Genomic DNA, 17,546 nt, shown 5'->3' with positions numbered 1-17,546 from the left:
TAGGAAAAATAAAAGGACATCTATTTAATTAATAGTGATGTCCTTTTATTTATTTAGTAGAAATATTGATTCATTTCTACTATAAAATTTTCTATAAGGTCTTTTCTATAATTCTCGTTACTTATTTTATCATTCAGTCTATTTAGAAATACTTCATAATCCCATTTTTTTTGCTTATAATAGTAATCTCTGACTATTGTAACAAAATCTCTTGGAAAACTTATTATTGAATATATAAGTTTTATTTCTTGTTTGCTTAATTTTTCTATTGAATTATAAGAATCTAATACTAGTTTAAATTTACTAATATCATAATAACTATTTTTTATTACTCTTATAACATAATTAGCTACATCTACAGCTCTAGTATCTATTTTACAATAATCAAAATCTATTATCTTCACTCTATCCCCATCAATAATAAAATTATGGTGCGCTAAATCGTTATGACATAAAACTCTTTTATTAAAATCTTCAAGCATTGAATTATATTCACACATAGCTAAAAGTTCTATAGCCTTTTGTATTTGATATATATTATTATCAACGTTTTCTAAGAATATTTTATCGAATTCATCTTTATGTCTGAATCTTTTTACATATTCTTTAATATTATCCAAATCTTCTTTAGCTTTATTAAATTGATAGGGTAAGTATTCGCCTAAGTTTCCTTTTACTATATCTCCATTAAGCTTATTAAATATACCCTTTGATGCCTTATGCATATTTGCTATGCTTTTAGCACACATCTCAATTTCTATAGGATTAGTAAATGTAGCTTCTCTTCCTTCTATCATATCTAGCAATACATAAGTATTTTCCCTAAAATGATGAACTATTTTACCATCTTTATTTACATAATAACTAAGAACATCATTATATTCTTTATATATATAATTTAAAGCTTCATTTATAAATAATATTCTTTCTTCACTTGAATCTGTAAGCTTTAATATTTTCTTACCTTCATTTGTCAATAAAACAAAAACTTTTCTTAATGGTATTATATCTCCAATTTCTAGAGATAACTTTGCAAAAAATTCTTCACTTAAATCATACTTACATAATATATCTCTATCAATATATCTAAATTTATTCATCTTCAAACTCCCCCACTAAATTAATAAACATCTACTATCCATTTTTCTTGCCTTATATAGACTTTCTATAATTTCCTCTTCTTTTAAATTTAATTTTCCTAATATATATCTCTCCATAATCTTAAATTCTTCATTTGGATATGCACTTAATGACCTTAAATATTCCTTACTATCTTCTTCTAAATTTGATTTAGTAACATAAAAATTTATTATCTCTTCTATATCTATATTTGTGTCTTTCCTCTTTATTTTCTTTATATATGAATATATATCATGTTCCTTAATGTTATATGTTAAATATTTTATTGTTCCTATAAAAATTTTATTATCTCTAGATACAATTAAATTATTCTCATCAACTCTACCTAAACAAACTTCATAGTTTTTCATACTTCTCTCAATTAAACTTCTATAATTACTTGAGTATAAGTTGTTTAAAGCTTTTTTACCCTTATTTAATAGATATTCACCATTCTTTATTAAATAGAAATCAATTAAATTTAAGTGACTTTTATTTTCTATTTCTTTAAGATACCTCCCTAGTAAAATTATTTGAGAATTATAATTATTAATTTCTCTCCCAATAGATCCTCCGATTCTAGGTAATAAATTTTCTTTATAAGAATTAACTTTACTTTGAAATAGAACTATATTTTCAATTTGAGTAAATATACTTTCCCAATTCTTATCTATTGTTTTGCTTACTTTTTCATTTAATATATAAATCTCTCTTTCTTCTAAATATGATTTTAGTTCAAATTTTCCCATCTTATCACCTCTATCAAAAAAAGCTATCAACAAACTTTTCTCTATTATTCCTATCCCTTAGGTATTTATTAAGCTTATTAACTAAAAATTCTTCTCCCCAAGGCTGCTGTTCCCAATAGTATTGAAGTCCAATTTGCCAAAATCCTTGTGGGAATCTAATAAACCCTTTTATAAGTTCTAGTTCATCATCATATATTGAATGAGTTTTAGAGTAACTATCTAACACCAAGGTGGCTCTGGCATTACTCCAATTTCCATCTTTCATACTTCTAATTAGTAGTGATGATAAATCATGTATATGGGAATCTAATATGCAATAATCAAAATCTATTATATTTAAATTCCCACTTTTATCTATTAATACATTGTGATTAGCATAATCATGGTGACAAAATCCCCTTTTCATGACTTCTCTATCCATAACTTCTATATATTTATTTAATTTTAATTCCTCTATTGATTTCCTTCCCCTTTGTAATTCATCTTCTATAGCCTCTAGATATATTTCATCAAATATAGATCTATATGCTTTTTGATAAATCCTTTTTTTAAAATCTAATATTTCTTCACATCTTGTTTCAAAAACCTTTATCCATGAATACCAAGCTATTCTTGGCTTCATACTTCTACTAACTGTAAATCCCTCACTACATTTATGAAGCTCTCCTAATTTGGCTGCTGCCAACTCTAGTTCATGCAAGTTTTTATAATTACAATTTCTACAATCTATCCATTTATTTAAATATGCATAACAATTACCAAGCTTTATATATCCAGAATTATCTTTAGTTTCTATAATTGTGGGGATCTTATTAAATCCACGTTTTTGTAAATGATTAATAGCTGAAAATATAAAATAAAAATGAGAAAATTGATATTTAATAACTTTAATACCATAATCCTCATCCTCAGTTCTAATCTTATAGCTATTTTTGATCTTTTCTATACTTAATATATTTAAAGAATACTTAGATTCAATTTCTTTCTTTATATATGAAATATCCATAGAATTCTCCTTAAGACTTATTCTATGTCATTATATGAAAATATATATTTTATTGTGTTTATTATCACAGAATTAAATTATTAATAATATTTTGTTATATAAATAAAAAATCCTAATATTTATAATATATAGGATAATTTTAGGAGGATTAGTATGAAAATATCTATAGATGCAAGAGGTATAAACTTATATAATGGTACTGGTATTGGTACTTATACCGAAAACCTTGTTATTGAACTTCTTAATATAGATAAACAAAATGAATACTCATTATTTTGGACAGGAACTGATTATGAAAGATTTAAAAAAGACAATAGTAAAATAATTTTCACCTCTAAAAAGCATGGTGGATTTTACGAAAATTATTATTTTCCTAATTTTATAAATAATAATAATATTGATATCCATCATATTCCACAAAACGGAATTGGCCTTTGTGATAATTATAAAAATAATTGTATAGTAACTATACATGATCTAATTCCATATATTTTACCAGATACAACTGGCAGGAGATATCTTGAAAGATTTTTAAAAAATATGCCTTCTATAATAGATACCGCCAAAGGAATTCTTACTGTTTCTGAATATTCTAAGAAGGATATTTTAAAATTTTTTAATCATATACCTGAAGAAAAGGTTTTTGTTACGCCTTTAGCTGCTAATTCAAATTTTAAACCTTTAGATAAAAACTACTGCAAAAATTATATTAAGGAAAAGTTTAATTTAAATACTCCTTATATATTATACATAGGTGGATTTAGTGTACGTAAAAACGCTAAAGAACTTATCTTAGCTTTTGATAAAATTTTTAAAGACCTTAAAGAGCCACATACATTGCTTTTAGCTGGATCTCTTAAAGATGAAGGTATGAAACTTGCTCAAATGGTAGAAAATTTACCTAATAAAAATAATATAATTTTTACTGGATTTATTGAAGACTCTCTTCTTCCGGTTTTATATAACGGAGCTGAAGCTTTTGTATATCCTTCTTTCTACGAAGGTTTTGGGCTTCCACCTTTAGAAGCTATGAGCTGCATGACTCCAGTCATAACCTCAAATGTTACCTCTATTCCTGAAGTTGCTGGAGATGCTTGTATATTAATAGATCCTTCTAGAAGGCAAGATCTAGAAGAATCCTTAGTAAATTTATTGAATAATAACAGTTTAAAAGAAACCTTATCAAAAAAGGGGTATGAAAGAAGTCTTAAATTTTCTTGGAGGGAAACAGCAATTAAAACTCTGTCTGCCTATGAGAAAATATATCAACTCTAATTATATAAATCGTATATTATATAATTAAATTTATTATAATTCTTTATTTTAGGAGCCCTTTCAACTATATTACTTAATATTAAGAAGGGGCTACTTCCTTCCAAAATTTTATTACTTTTATCTTCATACTTTATTCTTAAAGAATATAATGAACTAGGTACAAAATTATAATTTAATAACTCTTTAGATAATAACTCCTTATGAGTTGCTGAATAAGCAATAAAACTTTTGATAACTTCTTTATTATCATCAACTTTTAAAGCCACTAAATTTTCTCCACCTAAATCATAAAACCTATTTTCACCAATATTAAAGCTTGGAGGATTCTTACACTCCCACTCTCCATTTATTTCATTTGTATTTATATCTTTATAAAAATCTATAGAAGCTATTCTACAAATATAATTATTGTCATTTATAAAGTTATTATTATATACCTCATTTATAGTATCTTTGATTTCTGCTTCAGAATACTCTTTACTTTCTAAATCAACTAATTGCGCAGTTATTAAAAGATTTATATTATCTTTATCCTTGCTTGAAAAGATATTTATTTCTCCATTGCTTTTATTATATATATCTTTTCCTATACTTATTAACTCACTCCATGTGTTTATATCTTCTACTTTATACCCATAAGTCTTTAAAATATCACTTCTTAAAAATAAGCCTATAGGATTAGATGTAAATGGAACTGCATTATAATTTTTATTTATTATAACTTCTTGAAGTCTACTTTCATTAAAATTTTTACTGTAGGTTTCAATTATTTCTTTATTTTCTTCTTTAAAATTCAACTTATCCTTAATTTTATTTAATTCTATAAAATCTAAATAAACTATATTGGGTAAATCTTTAGAATCTGTATTTGAAATCTTTTCTAAATAATTTCCATCATTTATTTTAACAACTTGCACTTTAACCTTTTTATTGTTTTCTTCAAACTCTTTTGCAATAGAAGTAAAATATGAATAGTACTTCTCTTCTGACCATATAACTATATTTCCCTTTAACATTCCATTACTTGGTTTGGCAAAAAACATATTAATGGTTATTATAATAAATATAGCTATTAATAAATATATTATTAATTTCTTTCTTATTTTCATATCAATCACATCCTCATATATATAATAAAATTATACACTATCAAATAGCTTTATTGCATAAATTGTAGTAAATATCCAAACTTAACTAAATTATTGTTAAGAATTATATTATTAAATATATATAATATCAAATAATTTTGATTTTTCTATATTATTATACTATAATATTTAAACATATAGATTATTAGATAGGAGACTATTATGCATATAGATAGTTTAAATTATTTTTTTAAGGTTGCTAAATCAAAAAGTATTTCAACAGTAGCTAAAAATACTCATATATCACAATCTGCACTAAGTCAACAAATACTTAAACTAGAAGATAAATTAAATGTAAAATTATTAAATAGAAGTAATAAAGGTGTTACTCTAACTCCAGAAGGAGAAATTTTATTTAAATATTGCGAATCTATTCTTAGTTCTTATAATAAAATGCAAGAAGAATTATCTAATTCGATTCATAAAAAGACATTTATATCAATTGAAGCTGTTGAATCTATAAGCTTAACTATTTTGCCAGCTTTAGTTTCTAAGCTAAAAAAGGTATATAATTCATATACTATAAATCTTAATACTATAGATTGTTGTTCTAATTTAAATTTATTAAATAATATTTGTGATGTTTATATATGCTATAGAAAACCAGAACGTAATGATAGTATTGTTACAAAACAACTAGGAAATGATGAAATAGTTTTAGTTGCAGATAAAAACTTTCAAATCAATAGTATAAAAAAAGAGCAACTTTTTGAATTGCCCTTAATTTTAGCTTCAGATAAAAACTGCTTAAAACGTTTTTTATGTTCAGAATTAAATTGTGATGAAAATGATTTAGATAACTCAAACATTCTCTATAGAACTAATTCTTATTTTTCTGCACTAAATGGAGTTTTATCAACTAAAGCTGTTACATTTATACCAATGAGTATGTATAACAACTATTGTTCTACTACTAATATAAAAAGGATTAAAATAGAAGACTTTTCTCTATCAATTCCAATTTATATAAATTATTCTGAAGCCTTTTATAAAACTAATTCTGATTTTATAAAATCATTAAAAAATATGTTAAAAGGATACTTAGTTTAAGTATCCTTTTAATATGTTCTTAACAACAACCATTCCGCTATATCTCTTAAAATATACTTATATTCATTTTCTGGAAGCCTATCTATTCCTTTAAAACATTTCTTCATATACTTTTCTGCTAATTCCTTAGCGTTTTCTATTCCATTATTTTTCTTAACTAACTCTATTATTTTACTTACTTCTTCTTCTGTATAAAAATCCTTAGCCAGAATATTATCGAAAGCATTTTTATCTTTTTTGTAAGCATAAATTAATGGAAGTGTGTATATACCTTGTTTTAAATCATTTGCTGCAGACTTTTTAATACTTTCATCATTTCCTTCGTAATCTAATATATCATCTATTATTTGAAAAGCCATACCTAAATTATGCCCTATATTTCTAAGCTCTCTACTAATCTTTGTGTTTGCATTACATTCTGCTGCTCCCAGGTATAATGAAATTGAGAATAATTCAGCTGTTTTACCTGATATTCTGCTTAAGTAATCTTTAACAGATAAATTCATTGAAAATCTAGAATTTAATTGATTTACTTCACCCATACATATTTTAGACATTGCTCTTGAATCAACTTTTATAGCTTGTAATGAAGCATTTGTTGCTAGGATTTTAAAGCATACGCAAAAAAGATAATCACCTATGTAAACGGCATAATCCTTTCCATATTTAGATTGAATAGTTTCTTGACCTCTTCTAAGTTTTGAATCATCTATTACATCATCATGTACTAATGTAGCCATATGTAACATTTCAATTACTGCAGCTGTTGGAATAGATTTTTCTCGATCATACTCTCCAAACTTTGATCCTATTAAAACAAAAGCTGGTCTCAATAACTTACCACCAGATTCTATTAGCTCTATTATTGAATTCTCAATTTTCTTGTCTTTGCATTTAACATTACTTTTCATAAGATTCAATACATCAACAAGTTCTTGCTTTATCTCAGGATACTTATTCCAAATTTTGTCCATTATAATCCACCTTCTTAGTGATAATCTAAATCATAAATTTAGTATTTTCACCTTGTTAATATATATGTTTCAATTAATAATTTAAATGATAAATATACTACAAGTATATTTATCTTTTTATATTATCTAAACATTGGTAACTTCCTTAAATGTGCTACTACATAGTTTGCAGTTATACCAATAAAAATCCCAGTAATAATTCCTACAGTTGATAATATAGGTAAATATAGCATAACTCCTATATTTTTAACTATTAAAGAAGCTATTAATAATTGCCCAACATTATGAAATATTGCTCCTGCCGAGCTTACACCTATGATACTAACCTTATCTTTAAATAAATCTTTTACAATAGTCATTGCACCAAAACTTAAAATTCCACCTGTTGCGCTATACATAAAAGATGATAAGTTACCACCGAACATTGTTGATAATGTAAGTCTTAAGAATAATACTAAAAAAGCATCTTTCTTGCTGTCTAACGTATATAAAGCAATAACAGTAATTAAATTCGCTAATCCTAATTTAGCACCTGGTGTTACAAATGGGACAGGAATCATTCGCTCAACAATATGTAAAACTAAGGCTTGAGCCACTAATAATCCTATATATACTATTTTATTAGTTTTTTTCATAGCTCCTCCTTAATAAGATAGTATAACATCATCTTCACTCGTTCCTTTTATTTGTATCATGACTTTATGAGGAAGACATACTAAACTTTGCCCAGGTTTCTCTATATAATCTGGATTCATGCATACCTTATCTGGGCAGTCTGCTTCTATTATACCTATTTTGTTATCCTTTATCTTTATAATATTTATTCCTTCTTTAGTTTTTATTTCTATAGTTTTTTCACCCTTATTTTCTGATAAAGGTATTGTTTTATACAATTTTCCCGAAACTGTTATTTCTGCATATGTATTGTTAAACCCTTTTCCTACTGATGCTCCTAAAATAATTTCTGGTAAAAAGGATAATAACATTAATACTGCTATTATAACAAAATCTAGTTTTTTAAACATAAAATTATCATCTCCATTATAAATAATTGGATGAATTCACAATTTATATATACATATATATATAAGGTAGAGCAAAAACCCTACCTTATATAATTATTATGCAATATGGAAATTATATCCTACCTTAATTTCTATACATTTTTATAAGTTGGTTGCTTCTTTCCGTGCCAGAAATTATCCGCAAGCCTAGTAATCCATGGCATTATATAATAATCTAATCCAAATACTCTACCTGCACCACCCATTAATGCAATTGAGCCAAAGAAATACCAAAGTATATCCCAACCAGCCATAGCACATAAAATAAAGTTTACTACCATACCTGCTGAAACAGCACTAAATATAAATGTAAATAATCCTGCTATTAAACATAATCCCATTCCTATTTCCATTAATACAACAATTCTTTGGAACCATACAGCTACTTCTGGATTTGGCATCATTATTTGCATTATTGATGCATACCAGCCTGGAATTTCCTTAATAATTGGAGTAGCCCATTCTGTTGCTGCTTCTGCATTTGAAGCTCCTGTTGCTGCTGATGCACCTGATGTTGCATCTTGTAACCAAGTAAATGGCATCTTAACGTTACCTGCTTTAGTCCAACTATCAGCACCAATAGTTATTGCCTTAAAGAAATCGCTTATGCTATCAGCTTTCCACATAGCATCCCATGTGCCTTCACCTAATAGCTTCTTTATTCCTTCTATTAACCATAAGCATCCGATATATAATCTTAAAGGTACTAACCATAATCTATTTGCTTTAGATGATACATGACCTCTCATTACAGATCTTCTATCTTCCATTGTAAAGAATTCATGTTGTAAATAATTATATACAGCGTTAATATTATTTACTCCCCATAGGTAATACATATTAACAAAATGTTTCATTATCATTGCAAAGAATCCTGATAATTTCATTCCCATTAAGTTAGCAACGCAATATCTTCCACCAATTGAAACCATAAATCCATGGTACTTACCTTGGAATTTTTCCATTTCTTTATTTTCTATTGAAGCAATTATATTTTTAACTGCTGTATTAGCTGTTTGTTCTGCTGCTTCAACTATTTGTGGAGTACCCTTACCAGCTTCTTCTTCAAAATAAGCCATATCTCCAACAACAAATACGTCTTTCTTCCCTACAGCTTGCATATATTCATTAGTTTGTAATCTTCCTGCTCTAGCTGTTTCTAGTCCATATTCCTTAGCATCTTGGTTTGCTTGTATTCCACAAGTCCATATTAATGTTTTTGTCTTTATTTCTTTTCCACTCTTAAGTACTATTTTATCAGCAGCTACTTCTGTAATAGGAGAATTCTTTAATATCTCCATTCCATGCTTAGCCATATATCTTTCTGCTTTATCAGCTTGCTTTCTATCTAACATATTTAAGATAGTTCCCATAGCTTCAACAACTTTTAAAGTAACTTCACTTTCATCAACATTATGTTCTTTTGATAATTTAGTTTTCCACTCTAAAAGTTCTCCTGCCATTTCTATGCCAGTAAAACCTGATCCAGCTACTATAAAAGTAAGCATTTCTTTTCTTTTAGCTGCATCTCTTTCTAAGCTTGCTTTAGCAAACATATCTTGTATATGCTTTCTTATTTTTAAAGCATCTTCAAATGACCATAAAGTAAATCCATTTTCTTTTACTCCTGGTACTCCAAAAAATGCTGGTTCACTACCAGTTCCAATTACTAAGTAGTCATATGAATATTCTCCACATTTAGTCTTTACTACCTTTTTATCTGTATCTACATTTTCTATAAGATCTGTAACTAAATTAACTTTTGATTTCCCAAAAATTTTAGATAGTTCAACTTGTACAGATTCAGGATGAACTCTCCCCCCAGCAACTTCATGTAATTCGGTCATTAAAGTATGGAATGGATTTTTATCTATTAATGTAATTTCCACATCGTTATTTTTCTTATATTTCTTTGCTAATTTCTTAGCAGCATGAACACCACCGTATCCAGCACCAAGAACAAGTATCTTATTTTTTGACATGTTACACCCTTCCCTTCATTATAAATAATTCTAAAATAGCATATTTAATTCTATACACTATTTTAATATATGTCTATATACATCGCATTATTTTTTTGTGGCTTTTTTAACAATTTTTTCTCTTTAAATAATCTGAAAATTCTTCTTCATCCCTTATAATATCATGTTTTTACTCTATTGTCTATTTTTTAACACGATAATTTTTACTTATACACCATAAGAAAATCGAATATCAAACTAAATTATTATTGTGTATAATAATTTAGTAGTTTAAAGTACTTATTTAATATTTAAATATGTTTAAGGGGGATTTTATTATGAAATCAAAAAGAATTTTAAGTTTAGTAGCTGTTGCTGCATTAGCTACTACAGTATTTGTTGGATGTGGAAGCAAAGATGCTGCTACTGATACAGCTAAGGAAACTGGATTAAAGGCTGGTACATACAAAGCTGAATCAGAAAAAGATGAAAGAGGTTATGTTGCATCTATAGAAATCGAAGTTAAAGATGGAAAAATAGCTACAGTTAAATATGATGAAAAAGGTGATAAAGGCAGTAAGTTAGACGATGCTGACTACAACACTAACATGAAAGCTAAGAGTGGTACTAATCCAATCGAAGTTTATCCTAAATTAGAAGCTGCTTTAGTTGAAAAGCAAGATGCTTCTAAAATTGATGTAATAACTGGTGCTACTCACTCAGTTGATTCATTCAAAGCTTTAGCTGAAAAAGCTTTAGAAGGTGCTAAATAACATCACCTATAAAAGGATTTTAGGTTTTTTAGCCTAAAGTCCTTTTTATTTATAACTTTTTTACCTATAATAGATATTGACATATTATTTAGGAGGATTATATTATATGAAAAAACATTTTAAGATTCTTACTTCTTCCCTTTTGTTAATTTTTTTTCTCAGTATTTTGACTGGTTGTTCAAAAGATAACAAAGTAACTGAACCTATTTCTAGGACTGAATTAATGATGGGAACAGTAGTAAGTGTCTCCCTTTATGATAGCAGTGATGAGAAAATATTAGATAAAGTATTTGATAAAGTAAAAGAATTAGAAAATAATTTAAGCATAAACGAAAATGGTACATTAGTAGATAAGATTAATGAATCTGCTGGAGTTCAACCAGTAAAAGTCGATGATGATACATATAAAGTTATAAAACAAGGAATAGAATATTCCAAGATATCTAATGGGTTCTTTGATATTACCATAGGGCCTTTAGTTAAGCTTTGGAGTATCGGACTACCAGAAGCTAAAGTTCCTACTCAAGATGAAATTAATTCAAAGTTACCTCTAATAGGATTTAATGATGTTGAGTTTAACGATGATGATAAGACAGTATTTTTAAAGAGAAATGGCATGATGCTAGATCTTGGAGGAGTTGCAAAAGGATTTACTGCTGATGTTATATCTGACATCCTTACAAATGAAGGAGTTAAAAGTGCTATAATTGATTTAGGTGGAAATATTTTTGCTCATGGTGAAAAAGTTAATGGTGGTAATTGGAATATAGGAATTCAAAATCCTTTCTCTGATCGTGGGGATATAGTTGGAACTATTACTGTAAAAAACAAATCCATAGTTACATCTGGAATATATGAAAGATATATTGAAAAGGACGGTATTAAATATCATCATATTCTAAATCCTAAAACAGGTTATCCTTATGATAATGAAGTTGCCGGATTAACTATAATAAGTGATACATCTACCGATGGTGACGGATTTTCTACATCAGTCTTCTCAATGGGTGTTGAAAAGGGCATCGAATTTGTTCATAATCTAGATGGTATAGATGCTATCTTTGTAACAAAAGATAATAAAGTTTATATAACCGATGGAATAAGAGATATTTTTAAATTAACAAATACAGATTTTACTTTAGCCAATTAATTTAAAAGGAGCTGTCGCACAATTATCAATTCCTAATTGGAATTCCTATGTGACAGCCCTTTATTATTTAGTTTAATAGCAATAATTACTCCTATGATTCCTGATATTAATTTTACTAATATATAAATTAGAATAACTTCTTTTGCTTCTATAGAAACATATCCTAGTTGTCCACCAAATACATATGCACCACCTACTGAAAAAGCTGAGCATATTAATTTCCCTCTATCATCTAGTTCATCAAAATTAGTAAATATTATTACTGCTGAAGCTAAACTCCCAATAAGAGATGTAACAGATATTGAATTAATATGTAATACATTTCCTAACATGCTTATTTCCTTTTTTAATACTCTTCCTATTACCTCTAACATAACATTAGCACCACCCAAGAAAATAGCTATCTTTCCAACTATGGTTAATATCTCTTCCAAAGGAAGTAGATTTTCTACTATTTCTATTCCTGTTATGGATGTAAAACCTTGCAATCCCAACCCTATAACCCCTATCATAACTATTATTTTAGCTATATATTTAAAAAATGATATCATAGCATTAGGTGCTTTATTCAGAACTATTGAAATAATTATAGATATTATTATAATTGGTAAAATACTAATTATAATATTGTATAAGTTAATTTGTAATAGTACTCCCCCAATAAACAATCCTATTGGTAATGCTATTATTCCACATAAAATTCCTTTGCAAAATATATCAATATTATTTCTATTAATTATACCCAGAGCTAGTGGTACTGTAAAACTCATAGTACATCCTAACATTGATGCTATTAGTATTCCAGAAAAGTACATCATATTATGATTTGTAGCTATAGTTTCAGTAATTTTATATCCTCCCATATCAACTGCAATAAAAGAAGAAATTATTACTGATGGGTTTATAAAACTATTTTTAAATATTGGTAAAATATATTTAATTATAATATCTGAAATAATTGGCGTTATTGAAAATATCCCTATCATCGATAAAGCAAGAGATCCCATACTTTTAATTCCATTCTCTATCCCTTTATATAAATTAAATCTTCCTCCAATAATATAATCTACTATTCCTAATAAAAAAAAACCACCTACTATATAAAGCATTATCTTTTCCATATCATATCTCCATTTATATTCGTATAAAGTTAAATTAATTCTATCAAACTTTATTCAATCAAAAAAGCCCCTTAATAGTTAATTAAGAAGCTTTTTTGATAATTAATCATTTAGTCAAATTAGCAATCGCATCCACATGATGGCTTATCTGGAAATGGTTTTGGAACTGGGTTGCCATTATTTTCAGGCTTTCCTATACATTTTCCATTATAAGATGAAGTTTCTAGTTCAGAGTATTTTATTACTATATTGTCTTTATAAATCTTTAGCATATACTTTGTATTTGGACATAAAGGTCCTAATAAGAATTGTCCGTGACAATCTGTAAAAGTATGAGTCAATGGATAAGGATATCTGCATCCATCTACTACTTGTAATAATTTTACTACTGCATCTACTACAGGCATTCTATTACAATCCAAAACTGTTCCAAATATAACTGATCTCTTTTCCTCTGGTAATCTAACGACTGCTTCAATTTGTTCGTTACATCCTGTCTTTAGTTCGCATGATGTTATTCTTCCGCTCATAACTTTGCCTCCTAAGTTTAAAATTAATTTCGTATAGTATAATGTATTCCGTTATTTATAAAATGTTCTTTGTGTTGAGTGGTTTTGACAAAAAAAGACTAGTTATATTAGAGTATATCTTGTTAAAATATACTTATATAACTAGCCTATAAAATTTCAATCTAAATATTTAGATCGAAATAGTATATATTATTCCTTTACTTCCAATTGAATATCAAAACTTTTAGTTTGACCATTTCTAATTGCTTCTACTTTAACTACATCACCTTCTTTTTTGGTATCCCTAATAGCTCTTAATTCATCAAATGTCTTAATTCTTTGTCCGTCAAACTTAACGATTAAATCTCCACTTTTCAGACCTGCTTTTTCTGCTGGGGAAAATTCTGTTACCTCAATTATATATAATCCTTCTTCCATATCATATTGTTTGGCAAGTTGCTCATTAATCTCTCTTATTGATACTCCTAAATTTAATATCGGCTTTGATAATGAATCTATCCTATCTTTTACTTCATTTATAGGAATTGAAAATCCAATTCCTTCTGCTTCACCTGACATTTTTAATGTATTTATTCCTACTACTTCGCCTTTTGTATTAATAAGTGGTCCTCCGCTATTTCCTGGATTAATTGCCGCATCTGTTTGTATTAAATTTAGTTTAACACCAGTACTTGTTTCTACCGTTCTATTAACTGCACTTACTAATCCACCTGTCACAGTTTGATTAAAATCCTTTGAAAGTGGTGTTCCTATTGCTAGAACTTCTTCACCTGGTTTTAAAGCGTCAGAGTTCCCTAATTCAACTATAGCCGGTACTTTAATACTATCGTCAGTTAATTTTAACATAGCTATATCTTGATTTTGATCATAATTTACAACTTTTGCTTTTACATCTCTACCATCCGATAAAGTAACAATAACTTCTTTTGCTCCTTCTATTACATGATAGTTTGTTAATATATATCCTTCTTCATTTATAATAAATCCCGAACCCATTCCATCTACTTGTTGTGGAATTATTCCGCTATAATCTGTTACCCCATTTGCTGATACTATTACAACAGCTGGAGCAACTTTTTCAAAAGCTTCGCTCTTTGTTAATGCTTCTCCTGTTGTATTGAAAGTTTGTGGATTTGGTGTAATATTATTCACCTTTTGGTTTGCATTAATATCCTTCATAGCATAATACACACTTCCTCCCCCTATAGCTCCTCCAAGAAGCCCAGTTATAAGTGCTATTACTATAAATTTAAATCCACCACTTTTTTTCTTCCTTATGACCTTGGTATCTTTATTAGGATTGAAATTATTATTTACTTCTATAAATCTATGTTCGTCCGTATAATCTTCTTTTGTATTTTCTTCAACTGAAGTTCTTAAAACTTCAGTTTCTTCATTGCTAACATCCTCATAATTTTCTACATCATATATATTATCATCACTCATCATAAAATCCTCCTAAGCATTTATAATTCCTTCTTACAGTTATTAATATACCCCTTTTATGTGACAATTATATGACATATAGACATTAATTCTTAGTTGCTTTTTTCTGTACTCTTTCAATCTCATTAGCCTGTTTTATAACTTGTCTTATACCGCTTATTACTGAATCAGGTTCATACATCGCAATTATTTTACTATCAGAATTTATAGTATGAACTTTTGTCAGTTCCTCATCTCCAAGTGATGCTAATTGTTCCTGTCCGTCCTTTGCTATTAAATAATATGGTTTTCCACTAAATATACCATCCTCTTGAGTATTACTTTCCCCACTTGTTATATTTTGTAACTCATTATATACAGCGCTTGTATAATTACTTTTTGTTCTATGTACATTAAATTCATTTAAACTAATATCATCTAACTTATTTTTAAAATCCTCTGTGTCACAAGCTAAATTTAATTTATCCATTAATGTAGTTATACCTATGCTTGATCCAATTTTTTCTATATTTCTTCTAACTTTTTCTATCATAAGACTATTTTTAAATTCTTTTGTATTAATATTATCTTCTACAAATGGATTTACTAAAACAACACCTGCTACTAAATCTGGATATTCTTTTGCAAATTCCGCAAGTACTAAACTTCCATATTCTTCTCCAACTAATATATATGGAGCTGACACCGCAGATTTTCTTAGCAATAACCTTAAGTCTTCTGCCTGCTCTTTAGGAGTTCTTAATGATCCACTATCGCTATACCCATACCCTCTTCTGTTATATACAAAAGTTGTTATATCATCATACTCTAAAGTTAACTTATCTGATATAATGTTCCATTGGCTTAAATTAGTTCCAATATTTCCGTCAAATATTATAGTATATTTACCTTCTCCATTTGTCTTATAATCTAATCTCTTATCATCTACTCTAACATAGTCTACTCTTTGTTTTAATGTTTCCTTTGCTATAAAATTGCTTATTCTTTGATATATAAAACCTATAGCTACTAATATTATTAACGATAAAAATATATTTCTAATAATATCCTTAGGTTTTAATTTATTTTTCATATTTACTTTATAAAATCCATTTGAATGTGGTAAAAGCTTCACTTTAAACCTTCCCCCTACTTGTTATAACTTTATTAATTTAAATTACTTATTATTTTATAGCTTTAGATTTGGTTTTGCATTTATATTTAATGGTGATTCTAGTCCTTTTATATAATTGAAATATGCTGCACTACCTATCATAGCTGCATTATCTGTACACAATATTGGTGAAGGGAATAATACATCTATACCTTTTTTTGCAGCAGCTTCAATAAGAGATTTCCTAAGTGCTGAGTTTGATGCTACTCCTCCAGCTATTGCAATTTTGTTAATATTCTTTTGCTTACAAGTCTTTAAAACATTTTGCTTTAATACATCAATAACAGCTTTTTGAAATGATGCTGCTACATCCGCTTTATTTATATCTATGTTTTGCATTTTACATTTATTTATATAATTTAATACGGCTGACTTCACTCCACTAAAAGAAAAGTCTAAAGTATCATCATGAAAATTAGCTTTTGGAAATTCTATTGCATTTTCATTTCCCTCTTTAGCTAATTTATCTATCTTAGGGCCTCCTGGATATCCTAGTCCTAAAGCCCTAGCAACTTTATCATAAGCTTCCCCCGCTGCATCATCCCTTGTCTGCCCTATAACTTCATACTCACCATAATCTTTAACATGAACTATAAAAGTATGCCCACCTGAAACTACTAAAGATACAAATGGTGGTTTTAAATCTTTATGTTCTATATAATTTGCACAAATATGCCCCTCTATATGATTTACTCCTACTAATGGTTTCTTTGATGAATAAGAAAGTCCTTTAGCATATTGTAATCCAACTAGTAATGCTCCTACTAAACCTGGGCCATATGTTACTCCAATTGCATCTATTTCTTCTAGCTTTACTCCTGCATCTTCGAGAGCTTCCATTACGACTCCATTTACTACTTCTATATGCATTCTTGAAGCAACCTCAGGAACTACCCCTCCATATTTTTTGTGTGTCTCTATTTGTGATGCTATTATGTTAGATAATACCTCTCTACCATCTTTAACTACAGCTGCAGATGTTTCATCACAACTTGATTCTATTGATAATATTAATTTACTTTCCATT

The 17,546-nt window shown here is 27.7% G+C and carries 17 protein-coding genes; 4 read left to right on the top strand and 13 right to left on the bottom strand.

Translation table 11 applies throughout. The features are described 5' to 3' along the window. Positions 1 to 53 precede the first annotated feature (53 nt). Genes ABDZ60_RS02010 through ABDZ60_RS02000 form a run of 3 tightly spaced genes read right to left on the bottom strand, consistent with a single transcriptional unit; the run spans position 54 to position 2,874 of the window. Positions 54 to 1,100, bottom strand: a complete 1,047-nt coding sequence (locus ABDZ60_RS02010) for a CotS family spore coat protein (protein WP_047000209.1) — start codon at positions 1,098 to 1,100, stop codon at positions 54 to 56. A gap of 15 nt (positions 1,101 to 1,115) precedes the next feature. Next, a complete protein-coding gene (locus ABDZ60_RS02005; protein ID WP_040437093.1) occupies positions 1,116 to 1,868 on the bottom strand; it encodes a hypothetical protein in 753 nt (250 codons plus the stop codon). 13 nt (positions 1,869 to 1,881) lie between these two features. Further along, entirely contained in the window at positions 1,882 to 2,874 is a 993-nt protein-coding gene (locus ABDZ60_RS02000; protein WP_016208790.1) for a CotS family spore coat protein, read from the bottom strand. A gap of 153 nt (positions 2,875 to 3,027) precedes the next feature. Here ABDZ60_RS02000 and ABDZ60_RS01995 point away from each other — a divergent pair, with 153 nt between their 5' ends. Beyond that, positions 3,028 to 4,149: a glycosyltransferase family 4 protein gene (locus ABDZ60_RS01995; protein WP_016208791.1), complete on the top strand. Its 1,122-nt coding sequence runs from the start codon at positions 3,028 to 3,030 to the stop codon at positions 4,147 to 4,149. Here ABDZ60_RS01995 and ABDZ60_RS01990 read toward each other — a convergent pair. Next, positions 4,146 to 5,258 (bottom strand): ABC transporter substrate-binding protein, encoded by a 1,113-nt coding sequence (locus tag ABDZ60_RS01990; protein WP_047000207.1) that lies wholly within the window; start codon positions 5,256 to 5,258, stop codon positions 4,146 to 4,148. The genes ABDZ60_RS01995 and ABDZ60_RS01990 overlap by 4 nt on opposite strands. A 201-nt stretch (positions 5,259 to 5,459) precedes the next feature. On the opposite strand from ABDZ60_RS01990, the gene ABDZ60_RS01985 reads away from it, so the two are divergent. Then, positions 5,460 to 6,347 (top strand): LysR family transcriptional regulator, encoded by an 888-nt coding sequence (locus ABDZ60_RS01985; RefSeq protein ID WP_016208793.1) that lies wholly within the window; start codon positions 5,460 to 5,462, stop codon positions 6,345 to 6,347. 8 nt (positions 6,348 to 6,355) lie between these two features. On the opposite strand, the gene ABDZ60_RS01980 is transcribed toward ABDZ60_RS01985, so the two are convergent. The 4 genes from ABDZ60_RS01980 to ABDZ60_RS01965 form a co-directional block, all read right to left on the bottom strand. Continuing rightward, the gene (locus ABDZ60_RS01980; protein WP_047000206.1) at positions 6,356 to 7,321 is read right to left on the bottom strand and encodes a polyprenyl synthetase family protein; all 966 of its coding nucleotides are present in this window, start codon (positions 7,319 to 7,321) and stop codon (positions 6,356 to 6,358) included. Positions 7,322 to 7,443: 122 nt separating this feature from the next. Next, positions 7,444 to 7,956: a Gx transporter family protein gene (locus tag ABDZ60_RS01975; protein WP_016208795.1), complete on the bottom strand. Its 513-nt coding sequence runs from the start codon at positions 7,954 to 7,956 to the stop codon at positions 7,444 to 7,446. A gap of 9 nt (positions 7,957 to 7,965) precedes the next feature. Next, positions 7,966 to 8,346 (bottom strand): NusG domain II-containing protein, encoded by a 381-nt coding sequence (locus ABDZ60_RS01970; RefSeq protein ID WP_016208796.1) that lies wholly within the window; start codon positions 8,344 to 8,346, stop codon positions 7,966 to 7,968. Positions 8,347 to 8,477: 131 nt separating this feature from the next. Further along, positions 8,478 to 10,367: an FAD-dependent oxidoreductase gene (locus ABDZ60_RS01965; RefSeq protein ID WP_016208797.1), complete on the bottom strand. Its 1,890-nt coding sequence runs from the start codon at positions 10,365 to 10,367 to the stop codon at positions 8,478 to 8,480. Between the two features lie 317 nt (positions 10,368 to 10,684). On the opposite strand from ABDZ60_RS01965, the gene ABDZ60_RS01960 reads away from it, so the two are divergent. Together ABDZ60_RS01960 and ABDZ60_RS01955 are read left to right on the top strand one after the other, a co-directional pair. Next, a complete protein-coding gene (locus tag ABDZ60_RS01960) occupies positions 10,685 to 11,119 on the top strand; it encodes an FMN-binding protein (protein WP_047000203.1) in 435 nt (144 codons plus the stop codon). 106 nt (positions 11,120 to 11,225) lie between these two features. Next, positions 11,226 to 12,269 (top strand): FAD:protein FMN transferase, encoded by a 1,044-nt coding sequence (locus tag ABDZ60_RS01955; protein ID WP_016208799.1) that lies wholly within the window; start codon positions 11,226 to 11,228, stop codon positions 12,267 to 12,269. 32 nt (positions 12,270 to 12,301) lie between these two features. Here the strand turns inward: ABDZ60_RS01955 and eutH are convergent, their stop codons facing one another. The 5 genes from eutH to tsaD all read right to left on the bottom strand — a co-directional run bounded on the left by eutH (position 12,302) and on the right by tsaD (position 17,545). Continuing rightward, positions 12,302 to 13,390: an ethanolamine utilization protein EutH gene (gene eutH, locus ABDZ60_RS01950; protein ID WP_343775426.1), complete on the bottom strand. Its 1,089-nt coding sequence runs from the start codon at positions 13,388 to 13,390 to the stop codon at positions 12,302 to 12,304. Positions 13,391 to 13,509: 119 nt separating this feature from the next. Then, positions 13,510 to 13,920, bottom strand: coding sequence for a hypothetical protein (locus tag ABDZ60_RS01945; RefSeq protein WP_016208801.1), 411 nt, complete (start codon positions 13,918 to 13,920; stop codon positions 13,510 to 13,512). A gap of 189 nt (positions 13,921 to 14,109) precedes the next feature. Beyond that, positions 14,110 to 15,366, bottom strand: a complete 1,257-nt coding sequence (locus tag ABDZ60_RS01940) for a S1C family serine protease (protein ID WP_016208802.1) — start codon at positions 15,364 to 15,366, stop codon at positions 14,110 to 14,112. An 85-nt stretch (positions 15,367 to 15,451) separates the two neighbouring features. Further along, positions 15,452 to 16,480 carry an alpha/beta fold hydrolase gene (locus tag ABDZ60_RS01935; RefSeq protein WP_343775423.1) on the bottom strand — a complete coding sequence of 343 codons (1,029 nt, stop codon included), beginning with the start codon at positions 16,478 to 16,480 and terminating at the stop codon, positions 15,452 to 15,454. 54 nt (positions 16,481 to 16,534) lie between these two features. Beyond that, entirely contained in the window at positions 16,535 to 17,545 is a 1,011-nt protein-coding gene (gene tsaD / locus ABDZ60_RS01930; RefSeq protein WP_016208804.1) for a tRNA (adenosine(37)-N6)-threonylcarbamoyltransferase complex transferase subunit TsaD, read from the bottom strand. Position 17,546: the final 1 nt, after the last annotated feature.

The sequence above is a fragment of the Clostridium sartagoforme genome, from assembly GCF_039521405.1.
GTDB lineage: Bacteria > Bacillota > Clostridia > Clostridiales > Clostridiaceae > Clostridium > Clostridium sartagoforme.
Note: the sequence above shows the minus strand (reverse complement) of the source record. Positions and strands in the feature narration are given on the sequence as shown.

What these genes read in the sequence shown, in the direction of transcription:
- ABDZ60_RS02005 (WP_040437093.1), bottom strand. Translation starts at nt 1,868, where the DNA reads ATGGGAAAATTTGAACTAAAATCATATTTAGAAGAAAGAGAGATTTAT.
- ABDZ60_RS01985 (WP_016208793.1), top strand. Translation starts at nt 5,460, where the DNA reads ATGCATATAGATAGTTTAAATTATTTTTTTAAGGTTGCTAAATCAAAA.
- ABDZ60_RS01995 (WP_016208791.1), top strand. Translation starts at nt 3,028, where the DNA reads ATGAAAATATCTATAGATGCAAGAGGTATAAACTTATATAATGGTACT.
- ABDZ60_RS01940 (WP_016208802.1), bottom strand. Translation starts at nt 15,366, where the DNA reads ATGAGTGATGATAATATATATGATGTAGAAAATTATGAGGATGTTAGC.
- tsaD (WP_016208804.1), bottom strand. Translation starts at nt 17,545, where the DNA reads ATGGAAAGTAAATTAATATTATCAATAGAATCAAGTTGTGATGAAACA.
- ABDZ60_RS01975 (WP_016208795.1), bottom strand. Translation starts at nt 7,956, where the DNA reads ATGAAAAAAACTAATAAAATAGTATATATAGGATTATTAGTGGCTCAA.
- ABDZ60_RS02000 (WP_016208790.1), bottom strand. Translation starts at nt 2,874, where the DNA reads ATGGATATTTCATATATAAAGAAAGAAATTGAATCTAAGTATTCTTTA.
- ABDZ60_RS01955 (WP_016208799.1), top strand. Translation starts at nt 11,226, where the DNA reads ATGAAAAAACATTTTAAGATTCTTACTTCTTCCCTTTTGTTAATTTTT.
- ABDZ60_RS01960 (WP_047000203.1), top strand. Translation starts at nt 10,685, where the DNA reads ATGAAATCAAAAAGAATTTTAAGTTTAGTAGCTGTTGCTGCATTAGCT.
- ABDZ60_RS02010 (WP_047000209.1), bottom strand. Translation starts at nt 1,100, where the DNA reads ATGAATAAATTTAGATATATTGATAGAGATATATTATGTAAGTATGAT.
- ABDZ60_RS01945 (WP_016208801.1), bottom strand. Translation starts at nt 13,920, where the DNA reads ATGAGCGGAAGAATAACATCATGCGAACTAAAGACAGGATGTAACGAA.
- ABDZ60_RS01980 (WP_047000206.1), bottom strand. Translation starts at nt 7,321, where the DNA reads ATGGACAAAATTTGGAATAAGTATCCTGAGATAAAGCAAGAACTTGTT.
- ABDZ60_RS01970 (WP_016208796.1), bottom strand. Translation starts at nt 8,346, where the DNA reads ATGTTTAAAAAACTAGATTTTGTTATAATAGCAGTATTAATGTTATTA.
- ABDZ60_RS01965 (WP_016208797.1), bottom strand. Translation starts at nt 10,367, where the DNA reads ATGTCAAAAAATAAGATACTTGTTCTTGGTGCTGGATACGGTGGTGTT.
- ABDZ60_RS01990 (WP_047000207.1), bottom strand. Translation starts at nt 5,258, where the DNA reads ATGAAAATAAGAAAGAAATTAATAATATATTTATTAATAGCTATATTT.
- eutH (WP_343775426.1), bottom strand. Translation starts at nt 13,390, where the DNA reads ATGGAAAAGATAATGCTTTATATAGTAGGTGGTTTTTTTTTATTAGGA.